This window comes from Flavobacterium undicola (genome assembly GCF_009909155.2).
Taxonomy (GTDB): Bacteria; Bacteroidota; Bacteroidia; order Flavobacteriales; family Flavobacteriaceae; genus Flavobacterium; species Flavobacterium undicola.
Genome location: NZ_JAAAPM020000021.1, coordinates 1 through 15,649 on the forward strand (window position 1 = coordinate 1; position 15,649 = coordinate 15,649).

Annotated in this window: 13 protein-coding genes and 1 pseudogene; 5 read left to right on the plus strand and 9 right to left on the minus strand. The window is 34.5% G+C overall.

The window, feature by feature from the left end; translation table 11 throughout:
• Window positions 1-119: pseudogene (locus GTZ96_RS12475) on the plus strand (IS1595 family transposase); the annotation flags it as partial.
• Window positions 120-398: 279 nt separating this feature from the next.
• Window positions 399-1,634, plus strand: a complete 1,236-nt coding sequence (locus GTZ96_RS12480) for an IS110 family RNA-guided transposase (RefSeq protein ID WP_161644249.1) — start codon at window positions 399-401, stop codon at window positions 1,632-1,634.
• A 165-nt stretch (window positions 1,635-1,799) separates the two neighbouring features.
• Here GTZ96_RS12480 and purT read toward each other — a convergent pair whose 3' ends face one another.
• The 5 genes from purT to GTZ96_RS12505 all read right to left on the minus strand — a co-directional run bounded on the left by purT (window position 1,800) and on the right by GTZ96_RS12505 (window position 7,185).
• On the minus strand, window positions 1,800-2,963 hold the full coding sequence (gene purT / locus GTZ96_RS12485) for a formate-dependent phosphoribosylglycinamide formyltransferase (protein ID WP_161644250.1): 1,164 nt from the start codon (window positions 2,961-2,963) through the stop codon (window positions 1,800-1,802).
• 309 nt (window positions 2,964-3,272) lie between these two features.
• Window positions 3,273-3,659 (minus strand): ASCH domain-containing protein, encoded by a 387-nt coding sequence (locus GTZ96_RS12490; RefSeq protein ID WP_161644309.1) that lies wholly within the window; start codon window positions 3,657-3,659, stop codon window positions 3,273-3,275.
• Window positions 3,637-5,145, minus strand: a complete 1,509-nt coding sequence (locus tag GTZ96_RS12495) for a PIN domain-containing protein (RefSeq protein ID WP_161644251.1) — start codon at window positions 5,143-5,145, stop codon at window positions 3,637-3,639. Before GTZ96_RS12495 ends, GTZ96_RS12490 begins: the two co-directional genes overlap by 23 nt.
• The gene (locus tag GTZ96_RS12500) at window positions 5,129-5,656 is read right to left on the minus strand and encodes an ATP-binding protein (RefSeq protein WP_161644252.1); all 528 of its coding nucleotides are present in this window, start codon (window positions 5,654-5,656) and stop codon (window positions 5,129-5,131) included. Before GTZ96_RS12500 ends, GTZ96_RS12495 begins: the two co-directional genes overlap by 17 nt.
• A 440-nt stretch (window positions 5,657-6,096) precedes the next feature.
• Window positions 6,097-7,185 (minus strand): mandelate racemase/muconate lactonizing enzyme family protein, encoded by a 1,089-nt coding sequence (locus tag GTZ96_RS12505; RefSeq protein ID WP_161644254.1) that lies wholly within the window; start codon window positions 7,183-7,185, stop codon window positions 6,097-6,099.
• A gap of 133 nt (window positions 7,186-7,318) precedes the next feature.
• Here GTZ96_RS12505 and GTZ96_RS12510 point away from each other — a divergent pair, with 133 nt between their 5' ends.
• On the plus strand, window positions 7,319-8,170 hold the full coding sequence (locus GTZ96_RS12510; protein WP_161644255.1) for an AraC family transcriptional regulator: 852 nt from the start codon (window positions 7,319-7,321) through the stop codon (window positions 8,168-8,170).
• Window positions 8,171-8,235: 65 nt separating this feature from the next.
• On the plus strand, window positions 8,236-8,844 hold the full coding sequence (locus GTZ96_RS12515; RefSeq protein ID WP_161644256.1) for a YkgJ family cysteine cluster protein: 609 nt from the start codon (window positions 8,236-8,238) through the stop codon (window positions 8,842-8,844).
• Window positions 8,845-9,369: 525 nt separating this feature from the next.
• Here GTZ96_RS12515 and GTZ96_RS12520 read toward each other — a convergent pair.
• From GTZ96_RS12520 to GTZ96_RS12530, 3 genes are all read right to left on the minus strand, one after another.
• Window positions 9,370-10,665, minus strand: a complete 1,296-nt coding sequence (locus GTZ96_RS12520; protein ID WP_161644258.1) for a nucleoside hydrolase-like domain-containing protein — start codon at window positions 10,663-10,665, stop codon at window positions 9,370-9,372.
• Window positions 10,666-10,805: 140 nt separating this feature from the next.
• Window positions 10,806-11,996 carry a pyridoxal phosphate-dependent aminotransferase gene (locus GTZ96_RS12525; protein WP_161644259.1) on the minus strand — a complete coding sequence of 397 codons (1,191 nt, stop codon included), beginning with the start codon at window positions 11,994-11,996 and terminating at the stop codon, window positions 10,806-10,808.
• A gap of 102 nt (window positions 11,997-12,098) precedes the next feature.
• On the minus strand, window positions 12,099-13,193 hold the full coding sequence (locus tag GTZ96_RS12530; RefSeq protein WP_161644260.1) for a fatty acid desaturase family protein: 1,095 nt from the start codon (window positions 13,191-13,193) through the stop codon (window positions 12,099-12,101).
• Between the two features lie 109 nt (window positions 13,194-13,302).
• Here GTZ96_RS12530 and rsmG point away from each other — a divergent pair, with 109 nt between their 5' ends.
• Entirely contained in the window at window positions 13,303-13,932 is a 630-nt protein-coding gene (gene rsmG, locus GTZ96_RS12535) for a 16S rRNA (guanine(527)-N(7))-methyltransferase RsmG (RefSeq protein ID WP_161644261.1), read from the plus strand.
• A gap of 72 nt (window positions 13,933-14,004) precedes the next feature.
• Here rsmG and pruA read toward each other — a convergent pair whose 3' ends face one another.
• Entirely contained in the window at window positions 14,005-15,633 is a 1,629-nt protein-coding gene (pruA, locus tag GTZ96_RS12540; protein WP_161644262.1) for an L-glutamate gamma-semialdehyde dehydrogenase, read from the minus strand.
• Window positions 15,634-15,649: the final 16 nt, after the last annotated feature.

Here is a 15,649-nt window from a genome sequence, read left to right on the forward strand (position 1 = left end):
TTTGTTTTAGGATAAACCGTTCTCAATTTAAAACAAGTATTTTTCATAAATCCATAGAAAGAATGGTGAATGCAAAACCGATTTATCAAAAAAACATAAAACAGATATTAAGTGTATAACTCAATTACTTTATTTAACGAATTCATTGTCCTTAGCTTCCGCAGTCGAGCGTCAAATGTTTGAAGAATACGCAAAAAGAAAAGCTGTTTGATCCGCCGCGGCGGAGAGTTCTTTTCTTTTAGTATTCGAAAACTAATTTGACCGACGAGGAAGTGTAAGACTTGATTTTTTTGTTTCTTTTTTGATCAAGCAAAAAAGAAATTGTCATGATATAAAAAAACGCAAGCGCAAACAGCCATGAAAATGGGGTACCGTAACTTTATGGTAAATTTTATATCATGGAATCACAAATCTCATTTCCTCAGGTTGTTGAGCGAGGCGCAGGCATGGATGTGCATCGTGATACTGTGGTTGTGACTGTAATGGGTACAGGGATCATAACCGAGACAAGAACTTTTACTACTTATACCAATGATCTCAGAAGTTTATCCAGTTGGCTTAAATCCTTTGCTATTACTCATTTATCAATAGAAAGCACAGGTGTTTACTGGAAGCCTGTTTTTAATATTCTCAGTGATGAATTCGAAATACTACTTGTAAATGCAAGACATGTTAAGAATATTCCGGGGCATAAAACAGATAAAAAGGACAGCCGATGGCTGGCTAAACTCCTTTTGAGCGGTTTGTTGAAAGCAAGCTTTGTTCCTCCCAATGAAATAAGGAACTTAAGAGATCTTACCCGCTACCGAAAAAAACTTGTACAGAATGCTACAGCAGAACGAAACCGATTTGAAAGAGTTCTTCAGGATGCTAATTTTAAACTCAGCAATGTTATCACTGACTTATTTGGCAAAACAGGAACTTTAATTATAACAGCTTTACTGCAGGGCAATAATAATTTTGAAGAACTTCTTGCTTTATGTCACGGATCTATCAAAAAGAAAAAGGATATTCTCAAAGAATCTTTAGAAGGTAAGCTCTCCGATCATCATAAATTTATGCTTGAGACTATTCGGCTCAGTATTGAAAACATAAATTATAGGATAGCTAAAATAGACCGTGAAACAGCTTTACTTTGCAGTCAATATTCAACAGAGATCGAGCTTTTGAAAACAATCCCAGGGGTAAATTCTATAAGTGCTGCTTCAATGATTGCTGAGATAGGTGTTGATATGGACAAGTTTCCAACAGTTCATCATCTGGCATCTTGGGCAGGAGTCTGCCCAGGTAATAATGAGAGTGCTGGAAAAATGCGTTCGAGCAGAATTACAAGCGGCAATCAGCATTTGAAACCAATGTTAATAGAATGTGCATGGTCGGCGACACGCGTAAAAGATTGTTATCTGCGTAAAAAATACGAAAGTCTTCTTGTTAGACGCGGTAAAAAAAGAGCTTTAGTTGCTGTTGGTCATAAAATGCTGACGGCTGCCTATTTCATGATAAAATATAAAGTTCCTTATTTGGAATTAGGCTATGATTACATTGATTCCAGAAGAAAACAAAGTCAAGTTCAGTCTTATATTGACAAACTAAAAAATTTGGGTATTGAGGTTGAAATAACCCAAGCCCTCTGAGGTCGTCTTTTACTGCCGACACAAATGTGATCGCGCAAAAGAAATTGACCCTAAACGCTAAGAACAAACAGTTGTAGCCAAGAGCACGCAGAAGAAAATATTACCCTCTAGCGTTTTTATTTATGTCAATGAACTTATCAATTAAAATTATTTTCAGAAGAAAAATTAGTAATTTACAATCACTAAACTCGCGGCTTTTACAGCATTTTCTACGACCTCTTCAATTGGAGTTTCCAGAGTATTGTTTGTCAAAGCCACACCCATTCGTCGGTAAGGTCTTGAGGATGGTTTGCCAAAGATTCTGAAATCGGTTTTTGGTAAGGCAGCAATTTTTTCAATTCCGGTATATGTTGGATTTGTACTGTTTTCCGAAGCTAAAATTACAGCACTTGCTCCTGTTTTTTCTAAGGTAATTTCGAAAATTGGCAAACTTAAAATCGCTCTAAGATGCAATTCGAATTCATTAAAATTTTGTGTTCCAGCCAATGTTACCATTCCGGTATCGTGTGGGCGAGGCGATAATTCAGAAAAATAAACACCATCATCGGCTAAGAAAAATTCAACACCAAAAAGTCCTGCACCACCTAAGGCTTCGGTAACTTTTTCGGCCATGTCTTGCGCTTCGTATAAATCTTTGTCAGAAATTCGAGCGGGTTGCCAGCTTTCCTGATAATCGCCACGTTCTTGTCTATGACCAATTGGCGCACAGAATAATGTTCGGCGGTTGTTTTGTGTTACAGTCAATAAAGTAATCTCCGAATTGAATTTTACAAAAGCTTCCACAATTACTTCGACCACATCGCCACGCGAACCTGCCACAGCATATTCCCAGGCTTTTTCGATATCAGCTTCTGTTTTTATCGTGGATTGTCCTTTTCCTGACGAAGACATTAATGGTTTCACCACGCAAGGAATACCTACTTCGAGAACACCTTTTCGTAACTCTTCGGCTGTGGTGGCATAACGGTATTCGGCAGTTTTTAATCCTAATTCTTTAGAAGCTAAATCGCGAATGGCTTTGCGATTCATCGTAAAGTTGGCTGCCTTTGCCGATGGAACAACGGTAATTCCTTGCTTTTCGTAATCGTAAAAACGTTCGGTTCTAATAGCTTCTATTTCGGGAACGATGAAATCGGGATTGTGTTTAGCTACAATTTTATCTAAAGCATTACCGTCTAACATATTAATCACTTCAAAATCGTGAGCGACTTGCATAGCAGGTGCATTTTCATAGCTGTCAACCGCTATCACAGTTTGCCCGATGCGTTGCGCAGCGATTACAAATTCTTTACCAAGTTCGCCTGAGCCGAGAAGAAGGATTTTTGCCATTTTATATTTTTTTAACCATTAAGCGAATTAAGAAATTTAAGAAAATGACAATCTTAATTTACTTAATGGTTTTATTCTTTTTTGAGTTATGCCTAAAATTTTGAAAAACAAAAATAGTTTAAAATTTGGAGTTTTGTCACTTCAAATTTTAAACTATTTACAGCAAGGAAAGCTCCTTTTAAGTATAAATGAGCCGCATTGTAAATGCTTGGTTTTGTATTTATTAGTAATGGGTACTCGTTACAAACGAGCACCAGTGGGAAACCATCTTTAAATTCAGCCAAATACCCAAATATCTTGTAACGGCTGTTATGCCTTTGTGCTTTTTTTTACATATGCAAAAGATTGTGGCGGACTAATACCATAGACCTCTTTTATACAAACAACTTCTTTATACAGCTTTACTTTTTTTACTTCTAACGCGAACCCATTTTCTTTTCCAATGAAATAATCATAATAATACTTTTCTGTAATACCCGAAGATTGCTTTGTTAATTTCCATAAAGATTTTAAATCCTCGTGCAAAATTTTTGCAATTTCAAATTCTCCAATAATTTTACTTATTGGAGATGAGGCGTATACAATTATTTTAGTTACTTCTTTATTTTTAAATATACTTCTTCTAAACTCAAATTTTTTACTTCCATTGAAAATTTTGTTTGCGTATTCGGGTTTAATCGACAATATAACTTCCATTTGCTCTTGCTTCATTTAAGATTTGTACAAACTTAGTGTTTTCTAATAATTCAAACCCTCTTGGCGCTTCATTAATTATATTTAATTCACGTAATCTTTTTAAGTTAACTTTTGGCATAGGAAATGAATCTACATATAAAAAGTTTACAATAAACGGTCTATTACTAGGTGTCCAATTCCAATATTTACTCAACTCTTTATCGTTAAACACACTTCTTTTTCTGCATAATTCAATAAAATGTGCTTCATCTTTAATATCGGTTATAATGCTCTCAACAATGCCTAGAGTAGAAACAACTCCTTGATAGTGACCTCCTGTTCTGTAAAACAACAACAAATCACCACATTTTAAATTTCTATTATATGAACGAGAAATATATATTTTTTTCAGAGCATTTCTGTGAGGTTCATTTTCAACAAAATCATTAGGAGACTCATTATTTAAAATAGAATCAGGAAATAATTCCGTATGATATTCTGGATATATTGGAACAATAAATTTTTGATTGTTACTTATTGAAACAAAAGGATAATGAAATTGTGGATTTTCTAGATTCATATTTTTAGTAAAATTTTTGACATAAACATTTTCTACACCGTTTTGAGTCTCTTTTTGCCCCCAATAGATAAATCCCCATTCTTCTAATAAATTGATAAGTCTTTGTTGTTCTTCTCTTTTATCAAAGATTGTGACATAGATTTCCTCAACTTTATATGAGATTGCATTATCAAAAATTATTTTCAAAAACCTTTCACCCAATTTGTAACCCGTTGATGTCACTTTAAAAGTGCCGATTTTTAATCTTTTTTTTGGTTGAAATTTAGGAATAATGTCATTATATGTTTCACTATTTATTTCTTCGACTTTTAGGTACAGAAAAGCTCTAACTAAATCATCGGTAATGCATACATATGAAATATTATCGGACTTTTTGTTAAACCAATTTCCGAACTCTTTGTAATCCTCTAAAAAAGAGTTAAAGAATTCATCTTTTATATTAAGATTGCCAAAATAATCTTTTTTTACCGCTAAAACTTGATATTCTTTTAGTTCAGGATTTTCTGCGATTGATTTTTCTAAAAAAGAATCAATTTTATAAATTTTTTCTGAAATACCAAGAATTTTTGCTTTTCTATGAATACCTCGGTCTTCTGTTATTAAATAATCTATTCTACCACTATAGATTTCTTTTAATAAACTCGTATCAATAAAATCATTTCTGTTTTTATCATAAACTCTGATTTCATCAATTACTTCATTTTCGGGAGATTCAGTTTTGAGAACATTATAGTTTTCAAGTTTAATGGTCATTGTATTTACAACTTCCTCATCTCTATATGAATTTATTTCTTCTAAACTATATGGTGAAACACATTTTTCAATATGTAATCTATCAAGCCAATTAAAAAGTAAGCCTATATCTTGATTATAAATTTTACTAGCTTCTCGATGAATAATTATATTTGTATCAAGTAATACTCTCATTTTTTAAAAAATTTAATAGGTTTTGAATGTTTCCATTTATTACTTTAATAATTGGTATATTTAGTTCTTTTGATAAAGATATTGAATAATCAAATTCTAAATCTTGAAATTTTTGCAATATTTCTATATCATAAGATTTATTATCTCTTTTTTCTAAACGCTTTTGTATTAATTCAATTTTATCTACTACAATTATAAATGCTTTAGGATTTAGCTCAATAAATGTTTCTTTATTAATTTTCTCGGGCTCGTTTTCAGAATTTAATAAACAAAAATGACCGTCTAAAAGATAGTTTTTAGTTGGTTCGGTTATTTGATTTAAGTTAGATATTAATCTATTTTGAGAAAGTTCAAAATCATTAACTTTTTTATTTTCTAATGAGCTAATTTCTTCCCATTTTAGAACTTCGCTTGCAGACAGATGAATAACATTAAAATCTGAAATGATTTCTTTGCAAATTGTTCCTTTTCCAACGCCGTGAATTCCACCGATAAAGTATAGGTTATTCATTAATTTTTATTTTTTTTAGCGATTTTTGGGTAGCATAAGGCATAACTTGTGGATAGGTCTGACATAATCAGACTTATCTACCTTAATTTGGGGGTATAAGTCTGATTGCTATCCTACTTATTTATTTCTCAAATGTATAAAAAAATCTTACAAAACAGTTTGTAGTACCATTTATTTCCCAATTATTTCCTTTATGGTTTTCAGCTGGATTTGTAGTTTTTTTATTTGGGTGTTTTGTTGGTGTTGAGGTAAATCTAGTTGCTATTGTGGTAACGGGATTGCGGGTTAGGGATAGTAGTGGAAATCCTTTTATTTTTTCTTTAAAAATAAAAGATTGAAATGGATAGCCCGACCGAAGGAACCCCATAAATAAAAAATAGTTTAAAATTTGGAGTATTGCCACTTCAAACTTTAAACTATTTTAGAAAAAGGAGTTGTTCTTATAACTTAATTTCAGTCATTCGATCATCAATAAAACTGAATCCCCAGCCCGGTAAATCGTGTGGTTTTGCAAAACCATCCTGAATAACCATAGGATTGTCAATTAATGGATCGACCCAGTCAAAAGATTCTACGCCCACGCCATTTGAAATGGTACACAACAACGGCACATCGTAATCCTTGTAATAATGCGGGAGAACAGGCAGGTGGAAACTTTTAGCCAAAGCCGCACTTTCGCGCCAGGCTTCGACTCCACCAATTCTCAAAATATCGGGTTGCCAAATGTCTAAAGCGTTTCTGGTAGCTAACTCTCTAAGTGGCAAAGTATCAAATTCTCTTTCTCCCATGGCGAGAGAAATTCCGGTTTGGTTTTTTAGGATTTCGTAACCCTGGAAATTCTGGTGATGGATAGGTTCTTCAAACCAGTTGATGTTTAAATCCCTGGCTTCTCTTGCTAATTTCATTGCCGATGGCAAGTCCATTCCCTGATTAGCGTCCATCATAATATCGACTTTGTCGCCTATGGCTTCGCGCACTAAACGCAAACGCTCCACATCGGTGCTGACTTTTGGCGAACCTACTTTTATTTTTACAGCTTTGAAACCTCTATCGGCATAATTGGTCACTTCTTCGATCAATTCGTCAATAGAATAGGAAATCCAGCCGCCGCTTCCGTAAATGGATACTTTTTCTTTATGTGTGCCTAAGATTTTATGGATGGGTTGTCCCAAAGTTTTCCCCCAGGCATCCCACATGGCAATGTTGATGGCAGCTTGTGCCCAACGTAATACGCCCTGGTTTCCAAAATATTCGGCTAATTCGTCCAGTTTTTGGTAAACAGCCGCAGTTTCATTGGCTTTATAACCTTTTATAACCGGAATAATATCTTTTAATGCACCAACAATGGCATTGGGAGAATATTGAAAAGACAACAAATAGGATTCGCCAATGACTCCGTTTTCCAATTGGATTCGCATGACTATAAAAGCAATTTCGGTTAGCGTATGCGTGGCATCCGATATTGGTTTTTTTAGCGTTGTGGAAGCTTTGTATAATTTGACATCTCTGATGGCTGTATCTGTATTCATGCTATGTAGTTTTTAGAATTACAATATTACAACTCTAAAAGCAACACTATTTACACAATAAATGGATTTTTAAACACTATATTGATAAAGAATAGTGTATTTTTAAAGCTTCTTAAATCCTTGTAGTGTAGAAATGAAAGCAGAATATCGAAGTATAAGTCCATCGCCGGGAAGTTCTTTTAATACGACTCTTTTTGAAGGCAAAGAATTTATTGCTTCCTGGCATTTTCATCCTCAATATGAGCTGACTTATATTCTGGGGAGTAGTGGTATCCGATATGTGGGTGATAATATGGGAAATTTTGAATACGGCGACTTGGTTTTGGTAGGTTCGAATTTGCCGCATTGCTGGAAAACCATTGGCGAACAAAAAGAAGAAGTACGCTGTATTATTGTGCAATGGGATGAAGAAATGCTCGAAGATTGGTTAGAGAAAAAAGAATTCCAGCATATCAAACAACTGTTAGCTTTGGCTTCCAGAGGAATTCGGTTTGATTTTGAAACGGCTTTGAAGGTTGAAAGCAAATTGTTGAGCTTAATTGATTTGCCGCCTTTTGAAAGGCTTTTGTCTTTTTTGCAAATATTACAGGAATTGGCTGTGAATGCGAATCATCATTTTTTGGCAGGAGAAGGTTTTACAACTAATTTGACCATTAAAGAAAGTGAGCGCGTGAATTTGATTTACAATTATGTGAAGGAATATTACAACCAGCAAATTAGTCTGGACGATGTTTCTAAAAAAATAGCGATGAATAAGGAGTCTTTTTGTCGATTTTTTAAGAAAACTTTCCGCAAGTCTTTTTTTGAATTTATCAACGAATACAAAATCAGTATGGCAACCAAAATGCTTATTAATACTGATTTAACGGCTTCTGAAATTGGATACCAAGTAGGTTATAATAATTTGAGTTTTTTTAATCGACAGTTCAATAAGTTTGTAAAAATGTCGCCTTCTAAATACCGAAAAATGTATCGGGATATTTAGTTTTTAGTTAAACTTTCCAATCCGGCCGTAAACGGGATTATAAAGGCTACCTTGTGTAAAAATCCATGTCTATAGCCCATCGTGTCATTCTTGTTGAAGCCTTGTTTGCCAAATTAGAACTAGAAATTGCCGTCTTTCAGGAAAGCTCGACTTTAAGCTGTGTGGCGGGTTGCGGAAAATGCTGTGCCACTCCTGAAATAGATGCTTCTCCACTCGAATTTTTACCTTGGGCGTTTCATCTTTTCTTAAACGGAAATGCTGAAAATGTTTTATTGGCTTTAAAAAGCAGAAGTAAAAGCAGCTGTTATATTTACAATCCACTTTCGTTACTAGATAGCAACAAAGGAAATTGCAGTGATTACCAATACCGAGGTTTAATTTGCCGATTGTTTGGCTTTGGCGCCAACAAAGACAAATATGGACAATACCGAATATCTACCTGCAAAATAATCAAAGATAATCAAAAAGAAGCTTTTGAAAAGACTACAAAAGCGATTAATGACGGACTTGCCATTCCTATTTTTACTGATTATTACATGAATCTTTCTCAAATAGATTTTAAATTAGGAAACCTAATTCTGCCCATAAATCAAGCATTGGTTTTTGCCATTGAAGAGGTGTTACAATATTATGCTTATCGCCCGATGCCGAATGGTTATAATAATTGTGCTTGATGTAATGTTTGTTTTGGGAATATTGACGAGTTTTTTTGTTGATTGATCTAGTGTTTTTTTGAGTTTGTAACTTTGTAAGTGCGGTCTGGTTTAAAAATATTTTTCATTAATCAATTTTTGGTGTTGATATTAATAAAAGAAATAATATGAATGAAATAGTGAAACCTAATGAATTTATTATTAGTAATAAGAGTTTGTTTTCATATTTACTTTTAAATGCAAAATGAGCGGGAATTAGTAATAAATTTATAATAAGCGTGAGAGGAATTGCTAATAATCCAAAACCCATCGGGTCTCCTGTGTTTACGATTTGAATAATTGTAAAAGGCACAAAGTATAAATTCACAAGAAAAATTAAAACAGAAAAAATTTTATTTAAAAGGTTTAATTTCATTTTTCTAAATATTTATGCCAATTCGTTTAGATGTTTGGTAATAGTATGTAATATTTTTATTTCAAATATATTAAAAACAGTATATAGCTAATATAGTTGTGCTAAAAGCAGCGATTTTTATTTTGGCTACATTATTTATCTAATAACCAATTCCAACGTTTTGCCCAATCGGATAAAATGTCATTTCTCCATTTTAAAATTGTTTTTCCTCCTTGTATTTTTCCGTCATATAAATTTGGATCTGCTTTATCGGTGTACCAATTATTGCCTAATTTATAATCAGTACTGTGTTTTTTACCTGGCCATAAGTTTTCTACGACTAATTTTCCTTCCTGTACAGGGAAATTTGGAATTTCAGAGGTGAATTTATAGGTTAATATTTCTGCTTTTTTTGGAGCATATTTTATAGCATATTCTCCATTGCCAAGGTAGTATCCAGGCCATTTTTGTACATTGTTGTTATAGGCAGTTTCCATCCAGAAACAGGCTGAGTCCGATGGGATATTTATAATTGGTCCTTTCAAATGGAACTCTGTAATGGTGCAGTAGGCTACTGTGTCTTTTTCGGTTGTCACACGATTGTATATTACTCTGGGGCTGTGATTGGTTTTTTCAAAACTGCCACCCCAACTTTCACGCATTGGATTGTTTGGGTTTCCATCCATCATATAGAGAAGGGTGGGAGTGTCTCCCATTTTTATATTTCCATTGTAGTAATTTTTAAAATCTTTGCCCAGATATCCGGCTGCCTGAATGTATTTGTCATAGTAGTCAGTGGTTTTTACGCTGTCAGGTTCGTCATTATTGGAGAAGAGTCCATAATAAGAGGAGTTGTTTTCAATAAACCAAAGATTTGGAAAATGCTCTGCGACATAAGCATAGCTATTGGCACTCCATTTTTTGTTTGGTCCACCAATCCACACCACTCGTATTTTATTCTGGATTTCTGGAGCATCATGTAAAGCCTGAGCTAAATCTTCCAGGCCTCCCCAAACTAATACCCAAAGTGGTTGTGGACTTTCTTTTTTGGCACATTTTATAATCCAGTTTGAACCTTCAGTTGCAGCGGTGTAACCCATATAAGGAGCTGCGCCATGACGGCCTTGTTTGGTAATGGAACGTAAATAATCAGGGGAAAGTAATCCTTTTTTATGTTTTTTTAATTTGGGTAAATCTTTCTCATAAAGATTAATCATCCTTAAAATTTCTTCTTTGTTTCCATCACCAAAAGAAGGTGAGGAAACAAGTCCTTCGATGTTAAATAATTCACTATACATGAATAAATGAGTGATAGACTGATTGTCGTCCGGGTCAGTGCCGCCAATATCACTACTAATAAGAATTCGAGGTTTAATAGGTACTTGCTGTTGTGCAATTGTGGTAAAAGAATAAACGCATAGTAGAAAAAACAAAATAAATCTATTCATAATGGTACTGTTTGATTTGTATAAAAATATAAAAAAAGCATTACAAACCATTAGTTTTATTATTGTTTGTAAAAAAGTATGCAGCAAAAAAAAGCCCCAAGTTTCCTTGAGGCTGATTTTATAAATATGCTGACTTTAGACTATACTGCTAAAGCGTCTTTAATTCTTTTTAAAGCTTCTTTCAACAATTCGTCGCTAGTAGCATAAGAGAAACGAATACAGTCTGGATTACCAAAAGCGTCACCAGTTACAGTTGCTACGTTGGCTTCTGCCAAAAGATACATAGAAACATCGTTTGCATCTTTAATTTCAGTTCCTTTTAATGTTTTTCCAAAGAAAGAAGAAACGTCTGGGAACACGTAGAATGCACCTTCTGGAACGTTGATTTTCACTCCTGGAATTTCTTTCAATAATCCAACAACTAAATCTCTACGAAAATGGAAAGCTTGTACCATGTGGTTCAATACAGATGGATCAGCATCTAAAGCAGTAATTGTAGCACGTTGTGCTGGAGAATTAGCTCCTGAAGTTACTTGCCCTTGAATTTTAGTACATGCTTTTGCAATAAATTCAGGTGCTCCAATGTATCCAATTCTGTATCCTGTCATAGCAAAAGCTTTTGCTACTCCGTTTACAGTAATGGTTCTGTCGAACATTCCCGGTACAGAAGCGATACTACAAAAAGTTCCTGAGAAATTAATGTGCTCGTAGATTTCGTCAGCAACGATGTATATGTTTGGATATTTTTCTAAAACTTTAGCTAAAGCTGTTAGCTCTTCTCTGTTGTATACAGATCCTGATGGATTACAAGGAGAAGAAAACCACATCATTTTTGTTTTTGGTGTGATAGCCGCTTCTAATTGTTCTGGTGTGATTTTGAAATCAGTTTCTACAGAAGTTGGAACTTCTACAGGAACACCACCTGATAATTTTACGATTTCGAAATAAGAAACCCAGTAAGGTGCTGGTAAGATTACTTCGTCACCATCGTTTAACATTACTTGTGCAATGTTGTATAAAGATTGTTTTGCTCCGGTAGATACTACAATTTGAGATGGTTTGTAATCTAAATCATTGTCTCTTTTGAATTTTCTACAGATAGCATCTTTCAATTCAGCATATCCATCAACTGGAGAATAAGTGCTGTAGTTTTCGTCAATCGCTTTTTTAGCGGCTTCTTTGATGAAATCAGGCGTGTTAAAGTCAGGTTCTCCTAAACTTAAACTGATAATGTCTTTACCTTGCGCTTTTAATTCTCTAGCCAAAGCTGCCATTGCTAATGTTTGTGATGTAGCAAGATTGTTAATTCTGTCTGAAAGTGGATTACTCATTAATAAAGTGTTGAAAGCCCTAAAATCCTTTTTTTGAATTAAGGGAGGTTAATTATTTATTTTAATTAATTATTGTTGAAAACACCAAAGTGTCTCTTTATTTTACGCCATTTCTGGGTTTGCACCTAATTCTTTTAAATGTTTGAAATGTGCAATTATAGCACTTCCCATGGTTTTGTATTCATAATAAGGCAGGTTGCATTCTTGTGCAGTTTCGCGAACAATCTTTGCAATTTTGCTATAATGAATGTGACTGATATTTGGAAAAATATGATGTTCTATTTGGTGATTTAAACCTCCAGTGTACCAGTTAACTAACCAGTTTTTTGGAGCAAAATTAGTTGTGGTAAACAATTGGTGAATTGCCCAGGTGTTTTCCATTTCGCCTAATTCATTTGGAGAAGGATTCTCCGTTTCTTCTACTACGTGAGCCAATTGGAATACAATACTTAAAATTAATCCGGCAGTATAGTGCATGATAAAGAAACCAATTAATACTTTCCACCAGGTAATTCCAATTACGATAGGCAATACAATCCAAATGGAAACATAAATTATTTTAGTGATAATTAAAGTAGTCCATAGAATTTTAGGACTTTTAGGTTCTCCATAAGATAATTTTCTTTTCAGATAGTTTCTCATTTGCTTAAAATCAGTCGTAATTGCCCAATTGAAAGTCAATAATCCGTATAAAAAAACAGAGTAATAATGTTGAAAACGATGAAAGCTATGCCATTTAGCACTTTTAGTAAAACGAATAATTCTTCCCGCATCTAAATCTTCATCGTGACCAGGAATATTAGTGTAGGTATGATGCAAAACATTATGTTGAACTTGCCAGTTATAGACATTCCCGGCTAAGAAATAAATAGTGCCTCCCATTATTTTATTGACCCAATTTTTATTGGAAAACGAACCGTGATTCCCATCATGCATGACATTCATTCCTAATCCAGCCATACCAATTCCCATAACGATAGTTAAAAGCAGGTGAGCCCAAAAAGGCATATCAAGCGTAAGAATTAAAAAGTAAGGAACCAGAAAAACAGTAAAAAGTATGATCGCTTTCAAATGGAGTTTCCAATTACCTGCTTTCGAAATGTTATTTTCTTTGAAGTAATTGTTTACCCGCGAGTTAAGCGTTCTAAAAAACTTTAGTTTGTCTTGCTTAGCAAATGTAGGTGCGGTAGTATTCATAATTATTCAAAATAGCGTTCAAAGATAATTATTTATAAATTTTAACTCTGCAAAATTGAGTTAAATATTTCAAACTTAAAAATAGTACTTTTGTTAAAAAAATAAAACGATGGACGAAATATTGAGCTATTTTCCGGATTTAACCGATATTCAAAAAGAACAATTCCAAAAACTGGATTTTTTATACCACGATTGGAACGAAAAAATAAATGTTATTTCCAGAAAAGATATTGATTCTTTGTATACTAAACATGTTTTGCATTCTTTAGGGATTGCTAAAATCATGAAATTCGAACCCGGAAGTTATGTACTGGATGTGGGAACTGGCGGTGGATTCCCAGGAATTCCATTGGCGATTCTTTTTCCGGAAACCCGTTTTTATTTGATAGATGTAATTGCCAAAAAAATAAAAGTAGTACAAGGCGTTGCTGATACTTTAGGATTGAAAAATGTTAAAGCAGAGCAAATTCGTGCCGAAAATGTAAAAGGCGATTTCGATTTTATTGTAAGTCGTGCGGTGACTAATATGCCTGATTTTGTTTCCTGGATAAAAAACAAAATCAAGAAACAACACAAACACGAACTAAAAAACGGAATTCTTTATTTAAAAGGAGGTGACCTAACCGAAGAATTAGCAGATTTTCCGAAAGCAACGCAATACGATTTAGCCGATTTCTTCAAAGATGAATTCTTTGAAACTAAGAAAGTGGTTCATTTGCCGTTGAAGTTTGTGGTATAATTCATTGCGAGGAACGAAGCAATCTCATAGCGAGAGCAACAATGTGTGATTGCTTCGTTCCTCGCAATGACTCTATTCTCCTAAAAACGGATATCTGTAATTTTCCGGAGAGACAAAAACTTCTTTAATGGTTCTTGGTGAAACCCAACGCAACAAGTTCATTGCCGAACCGGCTTTGTCATTGGTTCCGGAAGCTCTGGCGCCACCAAAAGGTTGTTGTCCTACAACGGCTCCCGTTGGTTTATCGTTAATGTATAAGTTTCCAGATGCATTTTGTAGTTTCACAGTTGCTTCTTCAATGGCATAACGGTCTTGGCTAAAAATAGCTCCTGTAAGCGCATATTCCGAAGTTTGGTCTATAAGTTCTAAGGTTTCTATCCAATTAGTATCTTCATAAATATAAATTGTTAAAACAGGTCCGAATAATTCGGTTTCCATCGTAACGTACTTTGGATTTGTAGTCAGGATAACTGTAGGTTCAATAAAATAACCAACCGATTTATCGTAATTTCCTCCAATGATGATTTCGGCATCACTATCTTTTTTGGCTCTGTCAATATAACCCGCCAACTTATCGAAAGCCCCTTCGTGGATAACAGCAGTAATAAAGTTTCCAAAATCTTCCGGAGAACCCATTTTCATGGATTGGATATCGATTGTTAGTTGTTCTTTGATAGCTGGCCATAAACTTTGCGGAATATATACTCTCGATGCAGCGGAACATTTTTGGCCTTGAAATTCGAAGGCACCTCTAATGATTCCGGTAACGGCTTGTTTTACATTGGCACTTGGATGCACCATAACAAAGTCTTTTCCACCTGTTTCACCTACAATTCTAGGGTAGGTTTTGTAATTATGAATGTTAGATCCAATTTTTGTCCAAAGACCTTTAAACACCTGTGTTGATCCTGTATAGTGCAATCCTGAAAAATCACGACTCGCTAAAATGGTATCAGTAATCATTGCTGCATCGCCAAAAACAACATTGATAACACCATCAGGAAGTCCTGCTTCTTTGAAAATTTCGATAATAATTTTTGCCGAAAAAACTTGACTGTCACTAGGTTTCCAAACTACTACATTTCCCATCATGGCAGCACTTGCAGGGAGATTGGCCGCAATAGCAGTAAAGTTAAACGGAGTAATGGCGTATACAAAACCTTCCAGTGGACGGTATTCTAATCTGTTCCAGATAGCGGAGTCAGAGGTAGGTTGGTCAGCATAAATTTGCGTCATGAATTCTACGTTGAAACGTAAAAAGTCAATTAACTCACATGAAGCATCAATCTCAGCCTGATGAATGTTTTTAGATTGCCCAATCATGGTTGCGGCATTGATTCTTGCTCGGTATGGTCCTGCAATTAACTCGGCAGCTTTTAAGAAAATAGCGGCACGTTGTTCCCAAGCCATATTAGCCCAAGCTGTTCTTGATTCTAATGCATTGGCGATAGCGTTTTCTACATGTTTTTTTTCGGCAAGATGATAGCTCCCTACTATGTGTTTGTGGTCGTGTGGAGGAGTTATGTTTCTGGTATTTCCAGTTTTAATTTCTTCGCTACCAATGTATAAAGGAACATCGATTTTTGCATTCCACATTTTTTTGTAAGCGGCAAGAACGGCTTCTTTTTCGGGTGAATTAGGAGCATAACTTTTTACAGGCTCATTTATAGCTTTGGGTACTTTAAAAAATCCTTTTAGCATTGTATCTTGTTTTTTT

Coding starts and splice junctions, on each gene's coding strand:
- GTZ96_RS12480 (WP_161644249.1), top strand. CDS start 399: ATGGAATCACAAATCTCATTTCCTCAGGTTGTTGAGCGAGGCGCAGGC.
- GTZ96_RS12495 (WP_161644251.1), bottom strand. CDS start 5,145: ATGAGAGTATTACTTGATACAAATATAATTATTCATCGAGAAGCTAGT.
- GTZ96_RS12510 (WP_161644255.1), top strand. CDS start 7,319: ATGAAAGCAGAATATCGAAGTATAAGTCCATCGCCGGGAAGTTCTTTT.
- GTZ96_RS12515 (WP_161644256.1), top strand. CDS start 8,236: ATGTCTATAGCCCATCGTGTCATTCTTGTTGAAGCCTTGTTTGCCAAA.
- GTZ96_RS12530 (WP_161644260.1), bottom strand. CDS start 13,193: ATGAATACTACCGCACCTACATTTGCTAAGCAAGACAAACTAAAGTTT.
- GTZ96_RS12505 (WP_161644254.1), bottom strand. CDS start 7,185: ATGAATACAGATACAGCCATCAGAGATGTCAAATTATACAAAGCTTCC.
- rsmG (WP_161644261.1), top strand. CDS start 13,303: ATGGACGAAATATTGAGCTATTTTCCGGATTTAACCGATATTCAAAAA.
- GTZ96_RS12520 (WP_161644258.1), bottom strand. CDS start 10,665: ATGAATAGATTTATTTTGTTTTTTCTACTATGCGTTTATTCTTTTACC.
- pruA (WP_161644262.1), bottom strand. CDS start 15,633: ATGCTAAAAGGATTTTTTAAAGTACCCAAAGCTATAAATGAGCCTGTA.
- purT (WP_161644250.1), bottom strand. CDS start 2,963: ATGGCAAAAATCCTTCTTCTCGGCTCAGGCGAACTTGGTAAAGAATTT.
- GTZ96_RS12500 (WP_161644252.1), bottom strand. CDS start 5,656: ATGAATAACCTATACTTTATCGGTGGAATTCACGGCGTTGGAAAAGGA.
- GTZ96_RS12490 (WP_161644309.1), bottom strand. CDS start 3,659: ATGGAAGTTATATTGTCGATTAAACCCGAATACGCAAACAAAATTTTC.
- GTZ96_RS12525 (WP_161644259.1), bottom strand. CDS start 11,996: ATGAGTAATCCACTTTCAGACAGAATTAACAATCTTGCTACATCACAA.